Here is a 24,303-nt window from a genome sequence, read left to right on the forward strand (position 1 = left end):
CACCGGATGACATCGATTGGAGTCGAAATGACGAACAAGGTATCGGTAGATCAGGAATTCTGCCAGGCGCACGGTAGGTGCTACGCAATGTTCCCTGATCTGTTCGAACCCGACGACGAGGGCCGCGCACAGGTGAAGAACGACGGCGCGGTGCCGGAGTCGAACACGGTAGACGAGATCCTGGCCGTGTGCCCCGAAGCCGCTATTACCTCCGTGTGAGAGACAGGATTTGGAAATGACTGAACAGTTGCAGTCGGAGACGACCACGACCGGTCGATGCCCCGTCGATATGTGGTCGTCGGAGTTCAACGACAATTTCTGGCCCGAGATCAATCGCATGCAGAAACTCGACGAGCTCAGCGTCCATACCCAGGGCGATACCCCCTGCTACGTGGCCACCCGCTACGAGGACGTCTTCAAGATCCTGCGTGACTGGAAGCGCTTCTCCTCGGAAGGGGGCGTCGCGATTCTCGGCCATGACAACCGGGCGGCGCCTCCGAAGAACGAGGGCCGGTTCCTGCCCGAGGATCTCGATCCGCCGGCACAGACGGACTGGCGTAAAATTCTCAATCCTGAACTGACGGAAGAGAAGATGAGAGTCTTCGCGCCGTCGATCACCGCCGAGATCGATACGCTCCTTGGCGCGGGGATCGAGCGTGGCCGGTTCAGCGTCATGGAAGACTTCCTGCGCCCGCTGCAGCTGCGGGCGGTCTTCAGCAATCTGCTCCAACTCGAGGGCGACAAGATCGACGACTGGATGCAGTGGGCTCACGATATCTTCGTCGGCGAGACGGCGGAGGCGTCGGAGAATGCGTTCGTCAGCCTGTACGCCGCCATCGAGGCCCTGGTGAAGGCGCGTATGGCCGATCCGATCGAGGACGACCTGGTCAGCCTGGTGTGCCAGGTCAAAGAGATCGACGGCCGCGAGCCCACCCTGTCCGAGCGCATTGCCGTCGTACTCCCGCTGTCGATCGCCGGCCTGGAATCGACCGGAACCATCCTCGGCGGCATCGTTCACCACCTCGCCACTCATCCCGACGACCTGACCGAACTGGTGGAGAACCCGGATCTGGTTCCCAACGCCGTCGAAGAAGGCCTTCGCATGTTCGCGAATGTCACTGCACTCCAGCGGACCACCACATGCCCCGTCACAGTCGGCCAGACCGATCTCGACGAGGGTGCCAAGGTATGGACGTCCTACAACGGGGCCAACCGTGACGAAACGAAGTTCCCGAACCCGCACCAGTGGGACCTGCACCGCAAGGACAAGAACCACATCGCCTTCAGCATCGGCCCGCACCGGTGCCTCGGATCCAACTTCGCGCGCGTGATGATGATTCTCGTACTCGAGCGGATCGTCACCAAGATGCCGAAGTTCACACTGGTGGAGGGACAGACCATCGGGTACCACTCGATGCCCACCCGCGGAATCCACGAGTTCGACATCGAAGTACTCACCGACTGACGACCCCCCACCCCATCCCTGGCCATCTCACCTAGAAGGACTGATTACACATGACCAACCCGGCTCCGGAAGAACTGTTGGCGCAGGCCCACAAGGTCGTCGATGCGTGGAACAACCTCGAACTCGACGTGCTCCACGACCTCGTGGACGAGAACATCGTGGTGGTGCATCAGAATCGGGGCGTCGCGGCAACCGGTCGCGACCTCATGATCGAGACGGTAAAACAGATGAAGCAGGTGTTCCCCGACCGCTCGATCGGTGAGACCACCCGCTGGGCAGTGACCGGCAACTCGGTCCTGCGCGAGACCACGTGGCAGGGCACCGCGACAGCGGATGTTCCCGGGTTCGGCAAGGCCGGCGAGTTCTGCAAGCTCAACGTCCTGTCGATCATGACGTTCGAGAATGGTCGGTTGACCGAGTGGTGCGATTACGGATAGGCCGCGGCGTTCCCTCGAAGCGGGTTGGTCCTGCTTCGAGGGAGTCGGCACCTTTCGACAAACTTCTGGGAAGTGAACATGAACCTCGATCTTCGCGTCGTCGAACGACGCACGGTCGCCGACGGCATCGTCGAACTGGCACTCGAAGCCGACAGCGGTGACGCACTTCCGCGCTGGGAACCCGGATCCCACATCGATCTTCACGTGGGCAATGGATTGATTCGCCAGTATTCGCTGACGGGTTTCGGCGTCGCCGACACCCGGTGGGTCATCTCGGTGCTCCGGGAGCCGAACAGTCGCGGCGGTTCGGTGTCCGTTCACGACTCGCTCGCGGAGCAGTCGTCGGTCACAGTCAGCACGCCCCGCAATCATTTCCCTCTCGCCGGTGGCGTCGCGGTTCAGTTCGTGGCCGGTGGGATCGGCATCACCCCCCTCATCCCCATGATCATGCAGCTCGAGCGTGAAGGCCGGGATTGGAAGTTGTTCTACGCCGGACGATCGCGGGCCAGCATGGCATACCTCCACGAGTTGGCCCAGTTCGGTGATCGGGTCCAGATCTGGCCGGACGACGAACGGGGGATGCCCGACATCGACGGGCTCGTCACCGCCACAGATCCGCAGACCATCATCTACTCCTGCGGTCCCGAAGGGCTGCTGGCCAAGTTGGAAGATCTCTGCACGGCCGGGCCGGTGAAGCGGACCCTGCGCACCGAGCGTTTTGTGGCAAAAGAGATCGAACTGGACGGACCCGATCACGACATCGACGTCGAGTTCGCGCAATCCGGTATCACGGTCACCGTTCCCGCAGATCGAACGATCCTGTCCGTGGCCGAGGAGAACGGAATCGACATTCTCTCTTCGTGCAACGAGGGAACCTGCGGAACCTGTGAAACTCCCGTCCTCGAGGGCATTCCAGACCACCGGGATTCGGTGTTGACCGACGATGAGCGTGAATGCGGTCAGACCATGATGCTGTGCGTGTCACGCGCGCGCTCGGTCTCACTGCGTCTCGACGCGTGATACATCCGTTGATTCGGACATCGGTAGTGGCGCTGAACCCGCAGTCGCGCAGCGGACAGAACACAAGGAGAGCGGTGTCGTGAGTCGAGAGAGCGTAAACCAGGGTGTGCTGGCCGGGCAGTACGTGCTCGTCACCGGTGCCAGCGAAGGCATCGGGCTCGGCATCGCGAAGGGAATGGTGGAAGCCGGCGCCGCCGTGATGATCGCGGCCCGTCGGCGACCACAACTGGAGCTGGCCCGTAAGGAACTGCTCGAGCTGGCCGCGCCCGGTCAGCAGGTCGAGATCGCGGAAGTGGACATCCGTGACCCCGAATCGGTCGGCGCGATGTTCGAACTCGCGGACCGCACCTTCCCTACGCTCAACATCTTCGTCGCCAACGCGGGCAGCGGGTCGATGGTCCCGTTCCTGGAGATGACGGAACAGGTGTGGACCAACACGATCGACTTGAATCTTACGGGCACCTTCCGCTGCTGTCACCAGGCCGCGACGCGGATGGCGGCACGTGAGGACAAGAGCGAGAACGCGGCGATTCTCGTGCTCTCGTCGGTCCGCGCACTGGGGACGCGGCCAGGCACGATCCACTACGCGACCACCAAGGCGGGACTCAATCAGTTCGTGCGCGTGGCAGCCTATGAGCTGGCCGAGCAGGGCGTCCGCGTCAACGCCCTCTCGCCCGGTATCACCGCAACCCCGATGGCGTTGGAGCGGAACCCGGAGGTCTTCGAGAGGATGGCCGCCACGGTTCCCTTGGGTCGAGCCGGCAGCGTCGAAGACATGGCCGCGGCCGCGGTGTTCGTGTGCAGTCCGAGCGCGAAGTTCATCACCGGCACCAACCAGATCGTCGACGGCGGAGAGTCGTTGTACTGAGCGCCGGCGCTTCCCGGCTGGCCGGGGCGCCTTTCGCCGCACAAATTTCGGAGGTTGTATGACCCTGTCAGAGTTTCGTGAACAGGCCGGGCAATGGCTGCGCGAGAACGTCGGCGCCGTCGCGGGCACCACGGAGCGGGACCCGTTCGATGTGGCGGTATTCCATTCACTGCCATTCGAGGCGGAACAGGCATTGCTCGAGGAACACAAGCGATGGCAGCGTATCAAGTTCGATGCCGGCTACGGTGCCCTCGACTGGCCGATCGAGGACGGCGGCGCCGGCTTGAGCGTCGAGCACGCCGATGTGTTCGCGAGGGAGGAGTCGACGCTGTTGCCGTTGGCGCCACACGAGTTGTTCTCGGTCACGATGCACTTGATCGCCCCGACCATTCGGATCCTCGGGACGCCGAGACAGAAAGAGACCTTCCTGCCCTCGATGCTCCGCGGCGAACTCCTGGCCTGCCAGTTGTTCTCCGAGCCCGGTGCCGGCTCGGACCTCGCCTCCCTCGGCACCCGCGCCGTCCGCCGCGGCGACGAATGGGTGATCAACGGACAGAAGGTGTGGACCTCGGGCGCGCAATTCGCCGAGTGGGGCGAACTCATCGCACGCACCGATCCCGACGTACCGAAACATGCGGGAATGACCGCGTTCCTCGTGCCGCTCGACGCACCGGGTGTGGAGGTACGCCAGATCCGGCAAATGTCCGGAGGTACCAGTTTCAACGAGGTCTTCTTCACCGACGTCCGTGTCCCGGATCGTCTGCGACTGGGCGAGGTGGGGGCAGGCTGGAATGTCGCGTTGACGACCCTGGCATTCGAACGAGGCGGAAACTCCAACACAGCGGGAGTCGGCGGACAGTTCAGCCAGCTCGTTGCCTCCGCACGCGCTGCCGGACGGATCGGTGATCCACAGATTCGGCAGCAGCTGGCCGAGGTCTACCTTCGCCAGACTCTGGCCGAGATCGACCTCCTCCGCGATCGCCAGGCACGGGCGGCGGGAGGCGCCCCCGGCGCGGTGGGATCGGTGCGCAAGGTCCAGTGGGTGGACAAGCTGAAGTTGGTGTCCGACACCGCCACTGCAATACTCGGACGGACGCTACTGGCCGACACGGGGCGACCGGGAACATACGCGTGGAACGAGCACGTTCTCGGGGCGCCCGGTTACCGCATTGCGGGCGGCTCCGACGAGATCCAGCGCAACATCATCGCCGAACGACTGCTGGGGCTCCCCGCAGAAGCGCGGGCCGACAAGGGCAAGTCGTGGCGTGAATCGACGTCGCGCTCGCGCGCCTGAACGAATCGAGGAACCATGAGTACCGATCGACACAATCTCGCCGGCAAGGTAGCCCTGATCACCGGCGGCAGCAGGGGTCTGGGAGCCTCGATGGCCTGGGCGTTCGCCGAAGAGGGCGCACACGTGGTCATCGCCAGCCGCAAGGTCGAGCCGTGCCGGGCACTCGCTGCGGACATCGAGGCCAAGACCGGGGTCAAGGCGCTCGGCGTGGCAGCGCACGTGGGGGACTGGGCGACTCTACCGACCCTGATCGACGAGGTGTACTCGACCTTCGGCAAGTTGGACGTGCTGGTCAACAATGCCGGCATCGCACCGCTCTATCCGAGTATCGAAGAAGTGAGCGAGGAACTGTTCGACAAGATCGTCGACGTGAACCTCAAGGGTCCCTTCCGGCTGAGCGCCCTCGCCGCGACGCGAATGACCGCAGCGGGCGGCGGATCGATCATCAACATCAGTAGCAACGCGTCCGAGCGGCCGGCCCCCGCCTACATCCCGTACGGCGCAGCCAAAGCCGGTCTCAACTCGCTGACCAAGGGACTCGCTTCCGCCTACGGACCCGGGGTCCGCGTCAACTGCGTGATGGCCGGCTCCTTCTTCACCGACATCAGCAAGGGGTGGGACATGGACGAATTCGACGATCTCGCTGGGGCCTGGCCCATCTCGCGTGGTGGCAGGCCGGAGGAGATCGTCGGAGCGGTGCTGTACTTCGCCGGCGATTCCTCGAGTTACACCACGGGGACGATCCTGCCGGTCGACGGTGGGCGAATGGCCGTCGGATAATCCGTTGCCGGTCCCCTGGCAGATCTCGCCTACTTGATTGGCTGCTGCGAACTTTCAGCGCCAATCCCGTCGAACCCCGCGCATTGCCCCCGGTGCGCGGGGTTCGCAGCTTGTGCGGGTATTTCCCTGCATCAAGCTCCTTGCCATATTTCCTCATGATAATTATGCTCGGTGCAGCGGGAGTGACCCGAGGCACACGAACTGCCGGTGAGTGAGCTGCCCGGCTGAAACCCCGACAACACGACGAGGATGGGAGGCACGTGGTGACGGCAATAGAGCACACGCGGCCAACGCAGACACACCTGGACAGTGGGCGCCTGCCCCAACAGCGCACGGGACCGCTTGCCGGTGTGCGGATCGCAGACTTCTGCTGGATGGGTGTCGGTGCTGTCGCCACCCGCCTGCTGGCAGATTTCGGCGCCGAGGTCATCAAGATCGAGGCACGTGATCGCCTGGACATGCCCAGGCGCCTGCCCATCTACAAGAATGAACTGCGTTCGTACGGAGACGAAGATCCGAATCCGGATCCGAACAAGGGCGGGCTGTTCAACAATTACAGCCGCAACAAGCTCGGCATCACCGTCAACATGAAAACCGAACGCGGCCAGCAGTTGGTGCGGCAGCTCATCGCCGCCAGTTCGGTCGTGACAGAAAACTTCGCACCCGGTGTCATGGAGAAGTGGGGACTGACCTACGACGACCTGCGTGAGATCAATCCCGAGATCATCTTCGCGCGGATGAGCGGATTCGGACACAGCGGGCCACACCACCGATTCAAGAGCTACGGCCCGGTGATCCAAGCGGTGTGCGGCCTGTCCTTCATCTCCGGTCTGCCGGATCGGGAGCCGTCCGGCTGGGGACTGTCCTACATGGACAACCAAGCCGCCTACTACAACTCGGTGGCCCTGTTGATGGCAATCATGCAGCGCAACGCCACCGGCAAGGGGCAGGAGATCGATGTTTCTGCCGTCGAGGCCGGCATCAATCTGATCGGCCCGGACCTGCTCGACGTGTCCGTGAACAAGGCCACCACCCGCAGACCCGGATACCCGAACGGAAACCGCCTGAACAACCCGCAGGCGGCCCCGCACGGTGTCTATCCAGCCGCGGGCGAGGACAAATGGCTCGCAATCGCGGTGTTCGACGACGCGGACTGGTCCCGGTTCGTCACAGCACTCGGCAATCCCGAATGGGCGTCATCACCGGAATTCGCGAATCAATCCTCGCGCTTCGCCCACCACGACCAGCTCGACGAACACATCTCCCGCTGGTCCGCCAGTCGGCCCGCACACGAGTCCATGGAGTTGCTGCAGACTGCCGGCGTGGCGGCCGGCGCCGTACGGAACTCGCAAGACCTCACCGAATCGGACCCCCAGATCGACCTACGCGGAACATTCTTCGAGTTGGATCACCCGGTCATCGGTACGGCGAAATTCGAAGGATCACCCATGCAGTTTTCCCGCACCGTCCAGGACAATTGGCGCAGCGCACCACTACTCGGAGAAGACAATCAGTATGTGTTCGGGGACATCCTCGGACTCGGCGCGGATGAGATTGCGACGCTTACCGCAGAGGGCGTGATCTGATGGAACTCGCATACAGTGGACTCATCGTCGTCGAACTCGCCGACGATCCGGCCGGCGAATATACCGGCAAGCTCCTTGCCGATCAGGGCGCCGACGTCATCAAGGTCGAGCCCCCCGGTGGCGCTGCGAGCCGACATATCGGACCCTACGCGGGTGGTGCTGTCGATCCGGACAAGAGCCTGAACTTCTGGACGTACAACACCTCGAAGCGTTCGGTCACCGCGGACACCGATCGCGAGGAGGGACGCGCTGCACTTGCCGATCTCATCGCCGGCGCGGACATTCTTCTGACCACCGGCCGGCCTGTGGATCTCGAGGCGCAGGGAGTGGACCTCGAACGGCTGTGCGCGGAGCAACCTCGGCTGATTGCACTGTCGGTCTCCCCGTTCGGATTGACCGGCCCGTGGGCGAACTACCGCAGCTCCGACCTGGTCGGTCTCGCGATGGGCGGGCTGCTCACCACGTGCGGGTACGACGATCATTCGATTCCGCCGATCCGTCCCGGCGGAAATCAGGGCTACATGACCGCCGCGAGCTTCGCGCTGTGCGGACTTCTTCTTGCACTCATCGAGCGCCAGAACACCGGACAGGGGCAATTGGTCGACGTGTCCATGCACGAATCGATCGCGGTCACGGGTGAGTTGGCAAACCCCTACTGGTTCTACCCGAAGGCGCTGGTGCAGAGGCAGACCTGCCGCCACGCCCAGCCGGAGCCGACGCAGCCGGCGTTGTTCCAGTGCGCGGACGGGGTGTGGGTGTACTTCGCTCTCATTCTCGCTGACCAGCATGCATGGAAGGCACTGACCTCGTGGATGGAATCGGCCGGCGTCGCGGCGGACCTCGTCGACGACGAGTACCTGTCGCTGGCGTATCGGCAGGAAAATTTCTCGCACATCCAGGAACTGCTCGAGGTCTTCTTCCTCATTCAGGATTCGGGAACCGTCTACCGCGAGGGCCAGGGGCGTGGTCTGCCGATCGGACCTCTGCGGGCCCCGGAAGAGTTGTTCGACGACGAGCACCTCGCCGAACGCGGGTTCTTCGTCCCCGTCGAGATGCACGACGGCTCCAGTGCGCTCTTTCCCGGCACCCCGTACCGATTCTCCGGTGGTGACGGCGCGCCGACCCGTCCACCACGACTCGGTGAGCACACGGAAGAGGTTCTGGCACATGACTGATCGATGGCAACGCGACGTCTGCGCAATCGCTGGGGTCGGGCAGAGCGCCTTCTCGAAGAACTCCGGTGTGAGCGTGACAGATCTGGCGGCGGACGCGGCGCTCGCTGCGCTGGCAGACGCAGGCATAGAGCCCGCCGATGTCGACGGCATCGTTCGCAACGACATGGATCTCGTGTCCTGCGCGGCTCTCGGCGATGCGATCGGCGCACGCAATCTGACCTACTACGGTGAGGCGGGTCCCGGTGGGTCGGGTCCCTGCGCGATGGTGGCACAGGCCGTCGCGGCGATCATGAGTGGACAGGCGGACACCGTGGTGGTCTTCCGCTCCCTCAACGGTCGCTCCGGCAACCGGTTCGGGCTCTCCGCCGAGCTGGATCTCGTCATCGGCGGCGCCGAGTCGTTCACAGAGTTCTTCGGCCCGTACGGGTTGCTCTCTCCGGGTATGTTCTTCGCGCTCATCGCGCAGCAGTACATGAACGAGACTGGGCTGAAGTCCGAGCAACTCGCGAACATCGCACTTGTTGCGCGCAAGCACGCCAACAACAATCCGGCGGCGCAAATGCATCACCGTCCGATGACGTTGGACGACTACATGGGCTCGCGCATGCTGTCCACACCATTGCGTCTCTTCGACTACTGCCTCGAAACCGATGGTGCCGCCGCGGTTGTCGTCACCACGACCGAACGCGCGAAGGACCTGCGGCAACCCCCCGTCGTGATCCGTGCCGCGGCCATGGCGAGCGGGCCTCGCCCGCAGCCGGGGCAGATGTATCCGGCACTGATGCGCGAGGATCCATTATCGATGCCGTCGCGGCAGTGCGCGGAGACGCTCTATGCGCGTGCAGGTCTCGGGCCCGAGGACATCGACTCCGCGCAGCTCTACGACTGCTTCTCCATCACTGCGCTGCTGCAGATCGAAGATTACGGCTTCTGCGCCCGAGGCGAGGCCGGCGCCTTCATCGAATCCGGTGAACTCGAGGTCGGCGGGGCGATGCCGTTCAACACGAGTGGAGGTCATATGTCCGAGGGTTACATCCACGGAATGAACCATGTCGTCGAAGGTGTTCGGCAGATTCGCGGACAGTCGTCGAACCAGGTGCAGGGGGCGTCGGTGTCCCTCGTGACGTCGGCACCACCGCCGTCCACCGCGGCGCTTATCCTGGTGTCGGCATGAGCGCCCGGCTGGCACCGCGGGTCGACGATCCGGCGAGTCGCGGTTTCTTCGAGTTGGCGGCGGAAGGAAAACTCGGTGTCCTCACCTGCACGGACTGCGGAGCCCGGGTCCATCTGCCCAGGCCCCGGTGTGTGGGATGCGGCGGAAACAATCTCGAATGGTCCGCCGTCGCCGGCCGCGGCCGGGCGAAGTCGTGGACCGTCGTGGAACACCAGGTCCATCCACTCTTTCCGGTGCCGTACACGGTGGTCCTGATCGACGTCCACGGCGAACAGAACGTCCGGATGATCGGCCATCTACCCGGCAGGGTGGACGTCGACGAGACCACCGAATTCGTCGTCGAATTCGAGGATCTCGGACCCGACCGTGAGGGCAACGCCAGGGTGCTTCCCAAATGGACCATTGCGAAGGAACGTGTGGGGGACAACCGCAGGATCTGACCTGGTCCAGGTCGCCCGCACAAAGGCGAGTTCGAGGCACGCCTCCACCGCTACATGAAAGGTGGGTTTGCAATTGCCGACAGGAGTTATCACCTGGCTGCCCTGGCAGTCCAGGGTATCTCGGAATCGCCGAGCAGTTGGATGGACGGAAACCGTCATCTACCGAACGCATACCGAGCCGCAGTGAGGCAGATTCGCAATTCCACTGGCCTGCCAGGCCCGAATAGATGTGTTGAATACCATGAACCCTGCAGAATATCGCCAATGGCGTCAAAGGCGTCGTGCCACGTGGATCAAAGTCAACCGCAAGCGTAAACATCCTGACAACGATGCGGAGCTCCTCATCGACTTCGCCAGGAGGTGGGCACCATACGGGGGCCCCACCGGGGAGGAGCTCCTTGTGAACTTCGGAATGACAACGCGCCGGTTCGTCGAGCGTCTGTGGCAGGTCATTCCTGAATCGAACTGCGACCAGGAAGAGATACGCATTCTGACGTGCGTGTATCCACAACCACCTGCGTCCGAGCGGTTCCTGACCCATTCGGTAAGTCACTCGCCGTTCGCGGATGGCCAGGCCACTGGCGGTCCGACAGCTCCTGAGAACTTCCACAAGCATTCGCAGTAAACTACTCAATCAGAAATATATGTCGGCCGGCGAATAGCTCGCTGCTCCAGTGCGTCACCCGATACCCGTCGGCGGCGAAGCCAGCATTGCGGTCACGATCGGGGCGTGGACGGCCGTCCGGAGCTGTCCTGATCTCAGTTCGCCCTCGAGCTCGGCGATCCCAACCTGATCGCGGCCAGAACGCTACAGGATCACCGTCACTGCGCGCGTGGATGATCGGACGACGAGGTGGATGGACGATCTTGCCGGCGCTCGGTCATCTCGGGCGTGGCCAAATTCGGAATGGTTCTCTGTACTTCCGCGGTGACGAGCCGAAGATACGTCTCGGGGCTCATTCTGCCGGTCCGTGACAGCCGGCCGGCCGCAGGGTTCCCTCCACTTCTCCTGGCTCGTGAAAACCGTATTGCGAAAGTTCCTCATGATAATTATGCTCGGCGTATCGGGAGTGACGCGAGGCACAGGACTGGTCGGTGGCGAGATACCTGACCGCGACCCGGGCGAAGAAAATCGGAGGTACGTCATGACTGCTGTCGAGCACATGCGATCGATCGGCGGGGGCCTCGAGGCACACGAGTCAGGAGTTCGAGAATGACGCCGACGCAGGCATCGTTGCCAGGTAAATCGATCGATAGCGAGGTGCTCCGGATCGATGATCGGGGCGTGGTTCTACTCGGCGGGCGGTGCGGCGACTGTGGGACCGTCACCTTTCCGGTGCAGGATACGTGTCCGCGATGCAGCGCCTCCTCGATGGTCAGCGTCGAACTTCCATCGGCCGGAACGTTGTGGTCGTACACCGTGCAGTCGTTCCGGCCGAAACGCCCGTTCCTCGGTCCGGAGGACTTCGTCCCGTTCGGTGTCGGATATATCGACCTGGGTCCGGTCATCGTGGAGGCCCGATTGACGGTCAATGACCCGGACCAACTCGAGATCGGCGATTCGATGACATTGACGACGATGGTCAACCACCGGGACGCCGACGGTTCCGAGGTCCTGACCTACGCGTTCGGCCCGAGCAGCACTGAGGAGACGAAATGAAGGTCGCGATCGTCGGAGTAGGCATCCACCAATTCGGGCGGACCGAGGGTGTGAGCGGCCGCGCTCAGGCCGTCTATGCCGCGCGACAGGCGCTCGAGGACGCCGGTGTCGAATGGTCCGATATTCAATTTGCTTACGGTGGCAGTGATTCCGCCGGAAACGCCGACACCCTCGTCTCCGAACTCGGACTGACCGGCCTGCCGTTCATCAACGTGTCCAATGGTTGCGCAACGGGCGGTAGCGCGTTGACGTCCGCGGTGAACACGATCGCGTCGGGCAAGCACGACCTGGGGATCGCCATCGGGTTCGACAAGCATCCCAAGGGCGCCTTCAATGCCGATCCCAAGGCGAATGGGCTGGGGCAGTGGTACGGCGAGACGGGCATGATGGTGACCACCCAGTTCTTCGCGATGAAGATTCAGCGGTACATGGCCGAACACGGTATCAGCGAGAACACACTCGCAAAGGTCGCGGTGAAGGCGTTCGGTAACGGGTCCCTGGCTCCTCATGCGTGGCGCCGGACTCCGATGACCGAGGAGCAGGTCTTGTCGTCGACGATGGTCAGTCATCCGTTGACGCAGTTCATGTTCTGCTCTCCCGCAGAGGGTGCCGTGGCGTTGATTCTTGCGCGTGCCGATCGGGCGAAGAAGTACACCGATACCCCGGTGTTTCTCGAGGCCGCGGAGTTGCGTTCACGTCAGTTCGGCTCGTTCGAGGTGTTCAGTCCGTGGGTCTCGCCCGAACGCGCCGACGGGCCCACGGTGACAGCTGCGCGCGCGGTCTTCGAGGCTGCTGGCGTGGACCCGGCCGATATCGACGTCGCGCAGATCCAGGACACCGAATCGGGTGCCGAAATCATGCATATGGCCGAGACCGGGCTCTGCAAACACGGGGAGCAGCAGGCGTTGATCGCGGCGGGGGAGACCGCCATCGGCGGGCGGATCCCGATCAATACCGACGGCGGCTGCATCGCGAATGGTGAACCGATCGGCGCGACGGGGCTTCGGCAGGTGTACGAGAACGTGGTGCAGTTGCGCGGCGCTGCCGGTGCCCGGCAGGTGCCGGGTGATCCGAAGCTGGCCTTCAGCCATGTCTACGGGGCACCGGGCATCAGCGCATGCACCGTGTTGTCCCGATAGCCCACGAACTTTCCTCTTTCACTACATATTCAAGGAGCATCCGATGAGCTGGGACTTTGAAACCGATCCCGAATTCCAGGCCCAGTTGGAGTGGGTGGAGGACTTCGTCCGCACCGAGGTCGAACCACTCGACCGGCTGATCGAGCACGCCTGGGACGTGACGGATCCGAAGCGTAACGAGCTCATCCGCCCGCTGCAGCAGCAGGTCCGTGAGCGGAACCTGTGGGCTTGCCATCTCACGCCCGACCTCGGTGGGCGAGGTTACGGACAGCTCAAGCTTGCCCTTCTCAACGAGATCCTCGGGCGAACCCACAGTGGTCCGGTGGTGTTCGGTTGTCAGGCGCCGGATTCGGGCAACGCGGAGGTGCTGGCGCATTTCGGCAGTGCCGATCTCAAGAGGCGCTACATGGAGCCGCTGATCGACGGTGACATCATGTCGGCCTACTCGATGACCGAGCCGGCCGGTGGTTCCGACCCGACGGGATTCATCACTCGTGCGGTACGAGACGGCGACGAGTACGTCATCAGCGGAGAGAAGTGGTTCTCGTCGCACGCCCGGTTCGCGACGTTCCTCATCGTCATGGCGGTCACCGACCCGGAGGCGGAACCGCACAAGCGAGCATCCATGTTCCTCGTACCGATCGACACCCCGGGTGTACAGATCGTCCGCAACGTCGGTGTGTCCGGCCATGAGGACCATGAGGCCACTCACGCCTACATGCGGTACACGAACGTGCGAATTCCCGCGGGCAACCGCCTCGGGGACGAGGGCCAGGGCTTCGAGGTCGCGCAAACCCGACTCGGAGGCGGCCGTATCCACCACGCGATGCGGACCGTCGGTCTAGTGAAGGCGTCGCTGGACATGATGCTCGAGCGCGCGGTGTCCCGCCATACGCGCGGGCAGCGGCTAGCGGACCTGCAAATGGTGCAGGCCATGATCGCCGAATCGTGGATTCAGTTGCAGCAGTTCCGTCTTCTGGTGCTGCAAACCGCGTGGAAGATCGACAAGTACAACGACTACAAGCGGGTCCTGGTCGATATTTCGGCGGTCAAGGCCGCGATGCCCAAGGTTCTCCTCGACGTGACCTCACGCGCAGCCCAGATCCACGGATCACTGGGCATTTCGACGGAATTGCCGTTCGGGCGCTGGATCATGGAGAGCTACCACATGGGGCTCGCCGACGGTGCCACCGAGTTGCACCTGCAGACCGTGGCAAAGCAATTGCTGCGCGGCGCAACCCCGGCACCGGGACTGTTTCCGACCCGCCATCTTCCTGCCCTGGAGGCGGCGGCACAGGAAAAGTATGCGCATCTCGATCTGGCAACACTGTCATGAGTACCGAGGTCAACGACGATCAGGCCGAGCTCGCACCGGTTCGTGCCGGTGAGGTACTCGACTGGGACCGGCTGGAAAGCTATCTGCGCGAGCAGCTCCCGGACCTCGAGGGCGACTTCTCGGTTCTGCAATTCCCCCGCGGATCAGCGAACCTGACATATCAGGTCACGTTCGGTGATCGGCAATTGGTGGTTCGCCGACCACCCTTCGGCACGATCGCCGCAGGCGCCCACGACATGGCCCGCGAGTACAAGGTTCTCTCACAGCTGCACACCGAGTTTCCCCGTGCGCCGCGCGCTCTATTGCACTGCGCCGACCAGTCGGTCATCGGCGCGGAGTTTTTCGTCAACGAGTACCGTGAGGGCATCGTCGTCTGGGACCGGGTACCTGACTCGATGTCCGGCTTCGACAATGCTGGCGAACGTATCGGGCTGGCAGTGATCGATGCCCTGGCGGACTTGCACGCGGTGGATCCGGGGAAGGCGGGGCTGTCCGACTTGGGCCGGCCCGAGGGCTACCTCGACCGCCAGCTCCGTGGTTGGCAACGGCGCTGGGCAGCTGTGGAACCGGAGGTCGACTCGCCGGAGACTGCGGCCGTCGTGCGGGAGGTCGCTGTCCGGCTCGTGAAGGGCCAGCCGCGAAGCCAGCGCAGTGGGATCGTGCACAACGACTACAAGATCGACAACTGCCAGTTCAGGCCGGGTGACCCGGACCGCGTGACGGCGGTTTTCGATTGGGACATGGCGACCACCGGTGACACGCTGTCGGATCTGGGTACGTTGTTGAATTACTGGCCGGACAGCACCCTCGATCCCGACTCGGATGCGGCGTTCATCGCGGTTCCGGGAATGCACGGACTCGGCCTGCCGTCCCGTGCCGCTGTCATCGACCGATACGGCAGGAGCAGCAGTCTCGATCTGTCCGACATCGCCTGGTACGAGGCACTCGGATGCTGGAAGACGTCGGTGATTCTCCAACAGCTCTACGCCCGCTTTGTTCGAGGTCAGACCACCGATGCCCGGATGGGGGAGCGTGGTGCACTGATTCCGCCGCTCGCTCGTCGCGCCCTCGGGTTGCTGTCCTGATATCGAAGTCCGCGATGAAATCACTGAGGAGTATGTAATGAAAACTGGTGCCAAAATGCGCAGCGCGGTCTGCAGCACCGAAGTCATGGTCATTCGCGCCGGTACCGGAGACGTCACCTTGTGCTGCGGTGGTGCACCGATGCTGGCACCGGACGAGTCGACCGAGGCGGTCGGCGCCCCTGCGGCCGGCTTCGATGCGGGCACCGTGCTGGGGAAAAGGTACATCGACACGGAGTCCGGCGTGGAAGTCCTGTGCGTCAAGCCGGGTGCCGGTTCCGTATCGGCCGATGACCGGCCACTCGAGTTGTCGGTGCCCAAGGCCCTTCCTTCCTCGGACTGATGGGTACGACCATGAATCTTTCGATGCTGTTGGAAATGGCCGCAGACGCGGACGGTGACCGAATCGCCGTCGGTACCCGAGGCGACGGACTGACCTACCGCGAACTGCTCGAACTGAGCCGTGGTTACGGTTCCCAGATCGGCAGGCTCGACGCGCAGGCGTTGGCGTATCTCGACCTGAACTCGCCGACGTGCATTGCGCTGCTGTTCGGGTGCAGCTACGCGGGTGTGCCGTTCGCTCCCATCAACTACCGGTGGACCGACCAGCAGGTCGGCCGCGCGCTCGAACGACTCGCACCGGTCGCGGTGGTCGCCGGCGCCGACTTCACCGCCCGAGTCGAGTCCAGCAACAGCGCCAGCGCCAGCGTGAGCATGCTCGATCTGTCGACATCGGACACCGGCGCCGACGAAGCAGTCGCGGCGCGGAACGAACACTCGCCAGCGGTGCTGCTTTTCACCAGCGGCACCAGTGGTGATCCGAAGGCCGCCGTTCTGCGAAGCAGCAATCTCGTGCCGTACGTGGTCAGTACCGTCGAGTTCTTCAATGCGGGTCCCGAGGAAGCGATCCTGGTTTCGGTCCCGCCGTACCACATTGCCTCGGTGAGCTCGGCGCTCACGTCGGTGTATTCGGGACGTCGTATTGTTCAGCTTCCTGCGTTCGACCCGGAATCCTGGGTGGATCTTGCCGCGGATGAGGACATCACGCATGCCATGGTGGTTCCGACGATGCTGGGGCGGATTCTCGATGTGCTCGAACGACGTGGCAAGCGGCTCGACGCGCTGCGGCATCTGTCGTACGGGGGTGGCCGGATGCCGGTGGAGACGGTCGAGCGTGCGCTCGCATTGCTACCCGGAGTGGATCTGGTCAATGCCTATGGGCTCACCGAGACCAGTTCGACCATCGCGGTTCTGGGGCCCGACGATCATCGGATCGCGGCGGCGAGCGAGGACCCGTCGGTTCGCGCGCGGCTCGGGTCCGTGGGCCGGCCGATCCCCTCTATCGAACTCGAGGTGCGGTCCGATGATGGATCAGTGCTACCGGCCGGTGCGGCGGGTGAAGTTTGGGTGCGCGGCGAACAAGTGTCAGGGGAGTACCTTTCGCACTCGGCAGTGGGGGAGGGAGGGTGGTACCCCACCCGCGATCATGGTCACCTCGACGCCGACGGTTACCTCTTCCTCCACGGCCGCGCGGACGATGTGATCGTCCGGGGGGGCGAGAACATCGCACCGGCGGAGATCGAGGACTGCTTGCGCAGCCATGAAGCCGTGGCCGACGTCGCTGTGGTCGGTGTGCCGGACGCGGAGTGGGGTGAGCGGGTCGAAGCTGTGATCGTGCTCGCTGCCGGCAAAGCCGCAGGCATCGAGGAACTGCAGGAATTGGTCCGTGTGACCCTGCGCTCGACCCGGGTTCCCGCCCTGATCCATTATCGTGACGAGTTGCCCTACAACGAGCTCGGGAAGCTGTTGCGTCGTGAGGTACGTACCGAACTGGCCGCCCCTCTCGAAGGAGCGCCTGCATGATCCTCGAATACTCCGAAGCCACCGAAGATCGTATACTGCTTCGCGAATCGATCATCGCGATGGTCCGCAAGGTCAATCCACCCGAAAATCTCCTCGAACGGGCCGAGAAGGCGTCGGCGGGCGGCACCGACACGGAGCTGTGGTCGGCACTCAGTGGAGATTTCGCGGCGCCTGCCCTGGCCGTTCCCGAGGCCCTGGGCGGGGTGGGGGCGACCTTCGCGGAGGCCGCTGTGGTCCTCGAGGAACTCGGAGCGACGTTGGCCACTGTGCCCTACCTGAGTACCTTCGTCGCCACCGAAGTTCTTCTCGCTGCAGCCGGTTGCGACATCTCGGACAAGTGGGTTCCCCGGCTTGCCGTGGGAGAGGCCACCGCCACCGTGATCTTCGATCCGGTCCTCATCGGTGACCACGCATTCGCCGAACAGTCCGCTCCCTTCACCGCCCAACAGACGCCCGACGGGTACACCCTGTCGGGGACAGCAGAGTTCGTGATCGACGGAGCAACAGCAGATCTCATTCTGATACCGGTCCGGGACGCCTCGGGGTGCACCCTCTTCGCCGTCGAAGGCAAACACCTGCGGCGGGACTCCATGCATACACTCGATCCGACGCGGCCGCTGGCCGTGATCACGGCCGAAAGTGTTCCTGCGGAGGTGGTCGGTACGCTCGGCGACGCCGGGCAGTTGACGTCCCGTGCCCGTGATCTCGCGTTGCTGGCGATCGGATGCGAACAGCTAGGACAGTCGAAGACTGTTCTGAATATGGCTGTCGAGTACGCACGTGAACGCATACAGTTCGGTAGGCCCATTGGTTCCTTCCAAGCGATCAAGCACAAGCTCGCCGAGGTGGCGGTCGCCGTGCAAAGCGCCGAGTCTGCAGTCGAGCACGGCATCTGGGCGGCCGCGAAGGGCACCGCCGACGAACTGTCGCGCGCGGCCGCGATGGCGGCAATGGCATGCGCTCCCGCCGCAGTTCTCGCTGCGGGCGAGTGTATTCAGGTCCACGGCGGTATCGGATTCACCTGGGAGCACCCTGCTCATCTCTATTATCGGCGGGCCCTGAGCAGTGAGGGGTTGCTGGGCAAGCCGCAGCATCATGCCGAGCGCCTTCTCGAACTCGCACTGAGTTGACGCATGGGGTCGGAACGCCCAGATGCCTCGGGAGATCACGAAAGGAAGGCCAGTGACGTCACTTGGATTGTCCGCGTTCGGCATGACAGGTCGCGACCTGTTGGAGTTGGCGATATCAGCGGACCAACTGGGATTCGATGCGCTATGGCTCGGTGAACACATCTTCCATCCGATCGGGTACGGAAGTGATCATCCGACCGACGGGACGCAGGCGCACAGTCACCATGCCGGCCCGATCGTGGACACCAACACCGAATTGACCGACCCCTGGGCGGTGCATGCGGCGATCGCCGCCTCGACGACACGGATCCGACTGGGTACCGCCGTGTACCTGGCCCCACTGCGCCATCCGTTGCTCACCGCGCGCACCACTATCACAGTTCAGGAACTGAGCGGGGGCCGAGTGTTACTCGGCGTCGGTGCCGGATGGTTGGAGGAAGAGTTCGCTGCACTCGGAGTGCCCTACAAGACGCGGACGTCGCGAACAGAGGAGTGCATCGAGGTGCTGAGGGCGGCGTGGTCCGGGAAACCGTTCGTGCACAATGGCAAACACTTCGACATCGGCTCGGTCCAGATGCATTCGCGAAAGGTGGACATCCCCGTCATACTGGGAGGAAACGGGCCCAAGGCACTGGCCCGCGCGGCGAGGCTCGGAGACGGCTGGTTCACGTCAGGCACGCCCTCGTTCGAGGGATCGCTGGAACTGGTCACTGAGATAGCACGGTGTCGTGAAAAGTACGGTAAAACAGGCGAATTCGTTTGCTATGTTCGTGTCGACGCAACGAGCGTGACCCAGCTACAGCGGTACCACGATCACGGCATGACCAACCTGGTCGTGTGGGCGGACTCGATCTGGAAGGGTGCGACCGTCGAAGAGCGGCGCGCCAATCTGGCGAAGGCCGCCGACGATCTGGGCGTGCGGCCGGCCGATCGCATTGCCGCGGGGTAAATCAGGCGTCTGAACATTTGTTCGGCACCATGGACGTCACAATCGAGAAGCTGGCGGATCTGCTCGAACGCCAAATCCCCTCCCGTGAACCGGATGCTGCGCCCCCCTGACGGCCTTCACGTTCGTCGATCGTCGCAGTGTGATTCCCGCCCACTCAAGGCAGGATGAGACCGTGGGCGATCGAACAGCAGTAGACCTCGCGTGTGAACTCGCCAACGTTCGCGACTGTTTCCGCGCGTCGGAGGACGAGGATTCCGCATCCCGACGACCACGTTCGACGTGGCTCTCCATGAGCTGAACAGTGTCGAACTATCACCATGTGATCCCACGTGATCTCCGGCGGTGCAGCACCCCGAGATGTGTTGGTCGCGATGGTGTCGCCCTTGGTCAGGGACGGTGGTGCCGGGGTGGTGTGGGTCAGGCAGGATGATGACCGCAAATGTGTGGGCCGAGTTCGCGGTTCACAGGTGCGCCAGCATGGGGAACAGGGCGATCGCGGAAACGGTGATACCCGCGGCGCCGGCAACGACGCCCAGCAGGGCTCGCAACGATGCCGCCTCGTCGTCGGCTACCGCGGACCGCGAGGTGGCGACGGCGCCGCAGACCACCGCGGCCACCCCAAAGAGGAAGCCGAGTCCGACCACCCAGAACGACGCCACGGACAGCGCCCCGAGGGCGATCGACACGGCGGGCAACCGCGACCCGTGCTGTTTCCGTATCTCGGTGTCGTCGAGGGAGGAACACATGCGGTGGTCGGCGCCGGGGCTGTGGGGGACGGCGGCGGGCATGATCCTCCTTCTCACGGTTGACGAGTCGGGTCGACGGGACGAATGGGTTTGGCGAGACCGGAAGCGTCGTCAAGAACTGTTCGGGCGCAACGGGAACGGTGTGCTCGAGGCCGTTTCGGTGGTCGAGGGTTGCGACTCGGTCGAGGGTCTGTCGCTTGTGACGTAGACCCCACACGAATTTAGCACTCGTATCACGTGAGTGCTAACTCTTTTTGCTAAGTAATTTCATGCGCGCATGCCGGTCGCTGAAGTGCATCGACCGCCGGACTCCGTGGCCGTGGATATTCGCCGAGGCCCGAAGGACGGACGGTGCTGACCTCGGCTATCGAGCGAAGGTTCGTTGTTGTCTGCGGGGCCGAGGCGGTTCGCGCGATGTCGGTGAGTGCGAATGCCGATCCATGCCGGCACGGCAGGGCGGGGCGCATGTTGCGGACCGACTGAGGGGCGCAGTATCGGCGAGAGGGCATCCGTGTCGAGTCCGTCCGGCCCGTCTTTCGTGACACGCATGGTACGCGGTACACTATTGGCACAACGTGGAGGTGGTGGACATGCTCGTCGACCGTGATCGTGCCCGCGACTCGATCCATGCCCTGTCGGATCCGGACCTCGTCGAGCTGCTGGTCGAGGAGTTCTCCCGCCGGCCGGCCCTGCGTCCTGTCCGTGACGATGTGACGGCGTTGCTGTCGATGAGCCCCGCGCTGGCACGGCAGCAGGAGCGGGCGGTCGCCAACCCGGCCGCGGCGGCGGTGGCCCGCACGCGGATCGTCGCGTCGGTGCTGAACTCGATCGTCGAGCAGCACGAGATGCTCGACTCCACCGCCGTCAGCCGTGTCCTGGGGAAGGCGGCTACCAGCCGGAACACCGCCAGCCGGTTGTCGGCGGCCGGCACGGTGATCGCGCTGCCGGTGTCGGGGCACAAGCTGTATCCCGCGTTCCAGTTCGACGCCGACCGTCGGCAGGTCCGCCCGATCGTCGCCGAGATCAACCGGGCCCTTGGCGCGAAGGGCGACCCGTGGGGGGTGGCGTCCTGGTGGCTCAGCCCGACCGACTTCGCCGACGACCCACGATCCCCGGCCGCCCTGGCCGCTGCGGGCGGTCACGAGCAGGATCTGCGGGACATGGCCGACGACCTGACGCAGGACTGAACCCGCGTGACCTACCCGGATCCACCCACACCGTTGCCCGCTGCCCTGATCACCACCATTCCCGCCGATACCTCGCTGTGGCGCATCCACAGCGCCACCCGCGGCGCCGCGGAGTTGAACCCCACCGCCCGGCCGAGGGCCCGGGTCGGGGGCCGGTTCGACAGTCTCGACGGCTCCTACGCGTACCTGTACCTCGGTGACAGTCCGGCCGCGGCGGTCGCCGAGACGCTCTGCCGCAACCTTCCTGTCGACCAGTCCCCGCGGCTGATCCCGCGGGCGAAGATCGCCGGCCGGGTCCTGAGTGAACTGGGGACCACCCGCACGGTGAAGGTCGTGGATCTGACCGGGACCGGGGCGTCCCGGATCAACGCCGGCGCCGACCCCTCCGGGTATCTGCACACCCGCCGGTGGGTCGCCGCGATCCTCGCCGCGAACCCCGATGTCGATGGCGTGCAATACCGGCCGCGGCACGACGAGAACACTCTCGCCTGGATGCTGGCCGACGACCCGGCCGCGCACACCCACCCCGCCGTCGCCGCCGTCGGAGGCGTAATCGCGCTCGACTCCGCCGACGGGCACTACCTGCTGGGTGCGATTCTCACCCCGCACAACGCCGCGCTCGGACCCTGATCCCGCGTGCCGGCAGGTAGCGGCACACCGAGGTCGCGACAGCGATGGAGCTGATTCGGGGCGGAGCGAAAGTGAGGTAGAGGCCGGCGACGCGGCCGCGTCAAAGAAGTACCTTCGAGTCGGGTTGTGCTGGGCGGCCGCCTGGTTCGGGCCGGCAGCAAAGGATCGTCGCATGCGTGATCGCCGGGCGGTGGGTGATCGCAGGGTGGTCAGTGCCGGTCGTTCTCGTCGACCCAGTAGGTGAAAGTGTACCGGCTGATCCCGGGCGAATCGGTGGTCAGGATCGTCTGCAGGGACAGATCGGACCAGGCGCGGCCGCCCTGGGCCCGCAACCATGCGACCGCCTCTTTCTCCGCGTCGTCACGGGCCGCGCCGGCCGGCAACTCCAGTGACATTCGTTCGATTCCCACCGGCAACACACTATGGCAGCGATCTGCGCGCACGTTCCTCGCCCGCCCCCCGCAGAACTGCATACACGCTGCGGCGCCGTGTGGGGATGTCAGTCGTGGGACTGGTTGTCGGTGTCAGCTCTGCGACGTGACAACCCGTAACGGGCCGACTAAGACTGGTGGACAACAGGGTTCGTCTACCAGTCGGAAGCGGTCTGCCGAGTTCAGGTTTCGTCGGTGGTCTGCGTCATACCCTCTCGGTAGAAGAGGCGGGGGAGGATGCGTGCACCGAAGTAGGCAAACGAGATGACAGCCAGGGGTGACTCCTTCGAGGAGACGTCAGCGTCGCCGCGTCGGAGGTGCCCGTGAGGGCGGCGTCCCGTCGGTTGATGTGTTGTGGCGCAGCCAAGCGCAGCCCCCGCCAACGATGTTTATCAGCTGGCAGGGGCGCTACACGGACAACCTGCACGTAGTAACGAGCAGCGCATCAATGATTTTCATGAGCCGGAGCAGGAAAGTCCATAGAGTGTGATCCAGGCCATTGTGCTATTTTCGCACCTCTGAATTACCGACCAGTAAGCTTCATTTGAAGCTGCTTACGCTGGGTGCGACCGGTGGCACTCTCACGGTCCAGGGTCGGCGCGAGCCTGCGACAGGGCCTGGTACTTGCCGGACCCGATGAGTTCTGCTTCGCCACAACAGTGCCGGCGGATTTCGGCATCGAGTGATCGAGCGACAAGCTTGTATCGTCCACTGGTTGTTCTGTGCTGCAGCGTGTCCGGCCGTATCCGTAGCTGTCTGTGCAATGCAATGGAGTATGTGCGGCGAACCGCTCACTTGCCGTTGACGCTGACGATCAACGGTCCGGTCGGTTCCCTTCAGGTGGGCTGGTTAGCGAACCTCGCACGATTTGTGCCGGTGTCGCGAAATGTTTGGGCGGACAGGGCCCGAACACGGGTGTGTGATGTAGAACACAGCTGAATTTGTGGGAGAAGCCTGGTGCTCGGGGGCGTTCGGTTGCAACGCTAGGTCGAGACCCAAAGCTCCAGACCCAATTTCGGGTATGGGTGTAGGTATTTCGGCCAATGTGCAGGTATCGAAGACGGTCCACAATGGCTGGAACGCGTCATCGACGCGGCAGCCGAGAGAATATCTGCACGTGAGAGAAGAGTTGTCATGGCACGGAACGCCGAAAACGTGGGTTTGAATCTGCTGAATATGTTGCGGGTCGGTGTGGTTGGCACTGTTCTGTATGCCGGTCTGATCATGGGCGTGGTTGTGGTGGCGGTGTGGAAGTTCCCGATGCCCGGCGTGTAGGCCCGCGGCGCCTCATAGTTCTGCGCCGATGCCGGTGAGTGAAACATCAGGGGGCAGTTCGGCGATAGAGCTGACAGGGGCGTGGTTGTGCCCGTGGCTCCGCGTGGCCGGTGATCAACGGGCGGCACCCGTGACGGGCCCTGTTTGCTGTGGAAGGGACGATGATGTTCGGGACGGGCGTAGGTCTCATGGTTGCTCTGCTGGTGGTGACGCTTTTGGTGGTGCCCGTCTCGTTCGGTGTGGCGGCGCGCGCGGACGCGAAGGTCCGCCGCCTTGCGCAGTCCCGGGCGTCCCATCCGAATCCGGTGGGCTCGGTCGCTGTCGCGGATGTGGACGAGCGGTGCGATCGGTGGCGGCAGCTGGCAACGCGGGCGTGGCTGATCTGCGGCGCCGCCTCGCTGGTCGCAGTAGCGGTCGTGGGCGTCCTGATCTGTGTCGGGTGAAAGCGACGAGGTAAGCCGCCGGGAGTGCGCGGGCGTCGGTACGGGACCAGCTGAGTCCAAGGCGTCGAGCCCGCGACTGCACTATCAATGGAAGCTGAAACCATCTCGGCCGCTCTGACCTACGCGCCAGAGGCTGCCCGAGACACGGTGAAGCCCTGGGTGAGCCGAAGCGGCCCGGTCGGAGTGGAGTCCC

25 protein-coding genes and 1 pseudogene are annotated in these 24,303 nt (G+C 63.9%); 24 read left to right on the forward strand and 2 right to left on the reverse strand.

Annotated elements, in window-relative coordinates; all coding sequences use genetic code 11:
• The first annotated feature begins 27 nt into the window (after positions 1-27).
• The 20 genes and pseudogenes from ACLIVD_RS42465 to ACLIVD_RS42560 all read left to right on the forward strand — a co-directional run bounded on the left by ACLIVD_RS42465 (position 28) and on the right by ACLIVD_RS42560 (position 19,398).
• Positions 28-219: a ferredoxin gene (locus ACLIVD_RS42465; RefSeq protein ID WP_491933765.1), complete on the forward strand. Its 192-nt coding sequence runs from the start codon at positions 28-30 to the stop codon at positions 217-219.
• Between the two features lie 16 nt (positions 220-235).
• Complete coding sequence (locus ACLIVD_RS42470; RefSeq protein WP_491933766.1) at positions 236-1,465, forward strand: cytochrome P450; 1,230 nt, start codon at positions 236-238, stop codon at positions 1,463-1,465.
• Positions 1,466-1,515: 50 nt separating this feature from the next.
• Positions 1,516-1,902: an ester cyclase gene (locus tag ACLIVD_RS42475; RefSeq protein WP_009476052.1), complete on the forward strand. Its 387-nt coding sequence runs from the start codon at positions 1,516-1,518 to the stop codon at positions 1,900-1,902.
• A 78-nt stretch (positions 1,903-1,980) separates the two neighbouring features.
• Complete coding sequence (locus tag ACLIVD_RS42480; RefSeq protein ID WP_491933767.1) at positions 1,981-2,922, forward strand: PDR/VanB family oxidoreductase; 942 nt, start codon at positions 1,981-1,983, stop codon at positions 2,920-2,922.
• A gap of 79 nt (positions 2,923-3,001) precedes the next feature.
• Positions 3,002-3,790, forward strand: a complete 789-nt coding sequence (locus tag ACLIVD_RS42485) for an SDR family NAD(P)-dependent oxidoreductase (protein ID WP_491933768.1) — start codon at positions 3,002-3,004, stop codon at positions 3,788-3,790.
• A 58-nt stretch (positions 3,791-3,848) separates the two neighbouring features.
• Complete coding sequence (locus tag ACLIVD_RS42490) at positions 3,849-5,084, forward strand: acyl-CoA dehydrogenase family protein (protein WP_491933769.1); 1,236 nt, start codon at positions 3,849-3,851, stop codon at positions 5,082-5,084.
• A gap of 15 nt (positions 5,085-5,099) precedes the next feature.
• Positions 5,100-5,864, forward strand: coding sequence for an SDR family NAD(P)-dependent oxidoreductase (locus tag ACLIVD_RS42495; RefSeq protein ID WP_491933770.1), 765 nt, complete (start codon positions 5,100-5,102; stop codon positions 5,862-5,864).
• Between the two features lie 260 nt (positions 5,865-6,124).
• Complete coding sequence (locus tag ACLIVD_RS42500; protein ID WP_491933771.1) at positions 6,125-7,450, forward strand: CaiB/BaiF CoA transferase family protein; 1,326 nt, start codon at positions 6,125-6,127, stop codon at positions 7,448-7,450.
• A complete protein-coding gene (locus tag ACLIVD_RS42505) occupies positions 7,450-8,625 on the forward strand; it encodes a CaiB/BaiF CoA transferase family protein (RefSeq protein ID WP_491933772.1) in 1,176 nt (391 codons plus the stop codon). Before ACLIVD_RS42500 ends, ACLIVD_RS42505 begins: the two co-directional genes overlap by 1 nt.
• A complete protein-coding gene (locus ACLIVD_RS42510; protein ID WP_491933773.1) occupies positions 8,618-9,799 on the forward strand; it encodes a thiolase C-terminal domain-containing protein in 1,182 nt (393 codons plus the stop codon). Before ACLIVD_RS42505 ends, ACLIVD_RS42510 begins: the two co-directional genes overlap by 8 nt.
• Entirely contained in the window at positions 9,796-10,239 is a 444-nt protein-coding gene (locus tag ACLIVD_RS42515; protein WP_095870554.1) for a Zn-ribbon domain-containing OB-fold protein, read from the forward strand. Before ACLIVD_RS42510 ends, ACLIVD_RS42515 begins: the two co-directional genes overlap by 4 nt.
• A gap of 1,213 nt (positions 10,240-11,452) precedes the next feature.
• Positions 11,453-11,602, forward strand: a pseudogene (locus ACLIVD_RS42520) (zinc ribbon domain-containing protein); the annotation flags it as partial.
• A gap of 9 nt (positions 11,603-11,611) precedes the next feature.
• Positions 11,612-11,899, forward strand: a complete 288-nt coding sequence (locus ACLIVD_RS42525) for a Zn-ribbon domain-containing OB-fold protein (RefSeq protein ID WP_491933847.1) — start codon at positions 11,612-11,614, stop codon at positions 11,897-11,899.
• Entirely contained in the window at positions 11,896-13,038 is a 1,143-nt protein-coding gene (locus ACLIVD_RS42530) for a thiolase family protein (protein WP_491933774.1), read from the forward strand. Before ACLIVD_RS42525 ends, ACLIVD_RS42530 begins: the two co-directional genes overlap by 4 nt.
• Before the next feature lie 43 nt (positions 13,039-13,081).
• Positions 13,082-14,374: an acyl-CoA dehydrogenase family protein gene (locus ACLIVD_RS42535; RefSeq protein WP_491933849.1), complete on the forward strand. Its 1,293-nt coding sequence runs from the start codon at positions 13,082-13,084 to the stop codon at positions 14,372-14,374.
• On the forward strand, positions 14,371-15,459 hold the full coding sequence (locus tag ACLIVD_RS42540) for a phosphotransferase family protein (RefSeq protein ID WP_491933775.1): 1,089 nt from the start codon (positions 14,371-14,373) through the stop codon (positions 15,457-15,459). Before ACLIVD_RS42535 ends, ACLIVD_RS42540 begins: the two co-directional genes overlap by 4 nt.
• 37 nt (positions 15,460-15,496) lie before the next feature.
• Complete coding sequence (locus ACLIVD_RS42545; RefSeq protein ID WP_491933776.1) at positions 15,497-15,799, forward strand: hypothetical protein; 303 nt, start codon at positions 15,497-15,499, stop codon at positions 15,797-15,799.
• 11 nt (positions 15,800-15,810) lie between these two features.
• Complete coding sequence (locus tag ACLIVD_RS42550) at positions 15,811-17,319, forward strand: class I adenylate-forming enzyme family protein (RefSeq protein WP_491933777.1); 1,509 nt, start codon at positions 15,811-15,813, stop codon at positions 17,317-17,319.
• The gene (locus ACLIVD_RS42555) at positions 17,316-18,449 is read left to right on the forward strand and encodes an acyl-CoA dehydrogenase family protein (protein WP_491933778.1); all 1,134 of its coding nucleotides are present in this window, start codon (positions 17,316-17,318) and stop codon (positions 18,447-18,449) included. The genes ACLIVD_RS42550 and ACLIVD_RS42555 overlap by 4 nt, the downstream gene beginning before the upstream one ends.
• Positions 18,450-18,516: 67 nt before the next feature.
• Positions 18,517-19,398: a TIGR03619 family F420-dependent LLM class oxidoreductase gene (locus tag ACLIVD_RS42560; protein WP_491933779.1), complete on the forward strand. Its 882-nt coding sequence runs from the start codon at positions 18,517-18,519 to the stop codon at positions 19,396-19,398.
• Positions 19,399-19,859: 461 nt separating this feature from the next.
• Here the strand turns inward: ACLIVD_RS42560 and ACLIVD_RS42565 are convergent, their stop codons facing one another.
• A complete protein-coding gene (locus ACLIVD_RS42565; protein ID WP_491933780.1) occupies positions 19,860-20,186 on the reverse strand; it encodes a hypothetical protein in 327 nt (108 codons plus the stop codon).
• 548 nt (positions 20,187-20,734) lie between these two features.
• On the opposite strand from ACLIVD_RS42565, the gene ACLIVD_RS42570 reads away from it, so the two are divergent.
• Positions 20,735-21,331 (forward strand): hypothetical protein, encoded by a 597-nt coding sequence (locus ACLIVD_RS42570; protein WP_491933781.1) that lies wholly within the window; start codon positions 20,735-20,737, stop codon positions 21,329-21,331.
• A gap of 6 nt (positions 21,332-21,337) precedes the next feature.
• Positions 21,338-21,961, forward strand: a complete 624-nt coding sequence (locus ACLIVD_RS42575) for an RES family NAD+ phosphorylase (RefSeq protein ID WP_491933782.1) — start codon at positions 21,338-21,340, stop codon at positions 21,959-21,961.
• Positions 21,962-22,170: 209 nt separating this feature from the next.
• Here the strand turns inward: ACLIVD_RS42575 and ACLIVD_RS42580 are convergent, their stop codons facing one another.
• Positions 22,171-22,356, reverse strand: coding sequence for a hypothetical protein (locus ACLIVD_RS42580; RefSeq protein WP_491933783.1), 186 nt, complete (start codon positions 22,354-22,356; stop codon positions 22,171-22,173).
• A gap of 1,170 nt (positions 22,357-23,526) precedes the next feature.
• On the opposite strand from ACLIVD_RS42580, the gene ACLIVD_RS42585 reads away from it, so the two are divergent.
• Positions 23,527-23,667 carry a hypothetical protein gene (locus ACLIVD_RS42585; protein WP_491933784.1) on the forward strand — a complete coding sequence of 47 codons (141 nt, stop codon included), beginning with the start codon at positions 23,527-23,529 and terminating at the stop codon, positions 23,665-23,667.
• A 161-nt stretch (positions 23,668-23,828) separates the two neighbouring features.
• Positions 23,829-24,110, forward strand: a complete 282-nt coding sequence (locus ACLIVD_RS42590) for a hypothetical protein (RefSeq protein ID WP_491933785.1) — start codon at positions 23,829-23,831, stop codon at positions 24,108-24,110.
• The last annotated feature ends 193 nt before the right edge of the window (positions 24,111-24,303 follow it).

This window comes from Rhodococcus sp. G6(2025) (assembly GCF_058628105.1).

Bases quoted from the DNA above. Each gene is read 5' to 3' on its own strand.
- ACLIVD_RS42585 (WP_491933784.1), top strand. From the start codon at position 23,527: ATGGCACGGAACGCCGAAAACGTGGGTTTGAATCTGCTGAATATGTTG.
- ACLIVD_RS42490 (WP_491933769.1), top strand. From the start codon at position 3,849: ATGACCCTGTCAGAGTTTCGTGAACAGGCCGGGCAATGGCTGCGCGAG.
- ACLIVD_RS42495 (WP_491933770.1), top strand. From the start codon at position 5,100: ATGAGTACCGATCGACACAATCTCGCCGGCAAGGTAGCCCTGATCACC.
- ACLIVD_RS42515 (WP_095870554.1), top strand. From the start codon at position 9,796: ATGAGCGCCCGGCTGGCACCGCGGGTCGACGATCCGGCGAGTCGCGGT.
- ACLIVD_RS42535 (WP_491933849.1), top strand. From the start codon at position 13,082: ATGAGCTGGGACTTTGAAACCGATCCCGAATTCCAGGCCCAGTTGGAG.
- ACLIVD_RS42465 (WP_491933765.1), top strand. From the start codon at position 28: ATGACGAACAAGGTATCGGTAGATCAGGAATTCTGCCAGGCGCACGGT.
- ACLIVD_RS42590 (WP_491933785.1), top strand. From the start codon at position 23,829: ATGATGTTCGGGACGGGCGTAGGTCTCATGGTTGCTCTGCTGGTGGTG.
- ACLIVD_RS42525 (WP_491933847.1), top strand. From the start codon at position 11,612: ATGGTCAGCGTCGAACTTCCATCGGCCGGAACGTTGTGGTCGTACACC.
- ACLIVD_RS42510 (WP_491933773.1), top strand. From the start codon at position 8,618: ATGACTGATCGATGGCAACGCGACGTCTGCGCAATCGCTGGGGTCGGG.
- ACLIVD_RS42570 (WP_491933781.1), top strand. From the start codon at position 20,735: ATGCTCGTCGACCGTGATCGTGCCCGCGACTCGATCCATGCCCTGTCG.
- ACLIVD_RS42505 (WP_491933772.1), top strand. From the start codon at position 7,450: ATGGAACTCGCATACAGTGGACTCATCGTCGTCGAACTCGCCGACGAT.
- ACLIVD_RS42555 (WP_491933778.1), top strand. From the start codon at position 17,316: ATGATCCTCGAATACTCCGAAGCCACCGAAGATCGTATACTGCTTCGC.
- ACLIVD_RS42475 (WP_009476052.1), top strand. From the start codon at position 1,516: ATGACCAACCCGGCTCCGGAAGAACTGTTGGCGCAGGCCCACAAGGTC.
- ACLIVD_RS42540 (WP_491933775.1), top strand. From the start codon at position 14,371: ATGAGTACCGAGGTCAACGACGATCAGGCCGAGCTCGCACCGGTTCGT.
- ACLIVD_RS42580 (WP_491933783.1), bottom strand. From the start codon at position 22,356: ATGTCACTGGAGTTGCCGGCCGGCGCGGCCCGTGACGACGCGGAGAAA.
- ACLIVD_RS42470 (WP_491933766.1), top strand. From the start codon at position 236: ATGACTGAACAGTTGCAGTCGGAGACGACCACGACCGGTCGATGCCCC.
- ACLIVD_RS42530 (WP_491933774.1), top strand. From the start codon at position 11,896: ATGAAGGTCGCGATCGTCGGAGTAGGCATCCACCAATTCGGGCGGACC.
- ACLIVD_RS42565 (WP_491933780.1), bottom strand. From the start codon at position 20,186: ATGCCCGCCGCCGTCCCCCACAGCCCCGGCGCCGACCACCGCATGTGT.
- ACLIVD_RS42480 (WP_491933767.1), top strand. From the start codon at position 1,981: ATGAACCTCGATCTTCGCGTCGTCGAACGACGCACGGTCGCCGACGGC.
- ACLIVD_RS42545 (WP_491933776.1), top strand. From the start codon at position 15,497: ATGAAAACTGGTGCCAAAATGCGCAGCGCGGTCTGCAGCACCGAAGTC.
- ACLIVD_RS42550 (WP_491933777.1), top strand. From the start codon at position 15,811: ATGAATCTTTCGATGCTGTTGGAAATGGCCGCAGACGCGGACGGTGAC.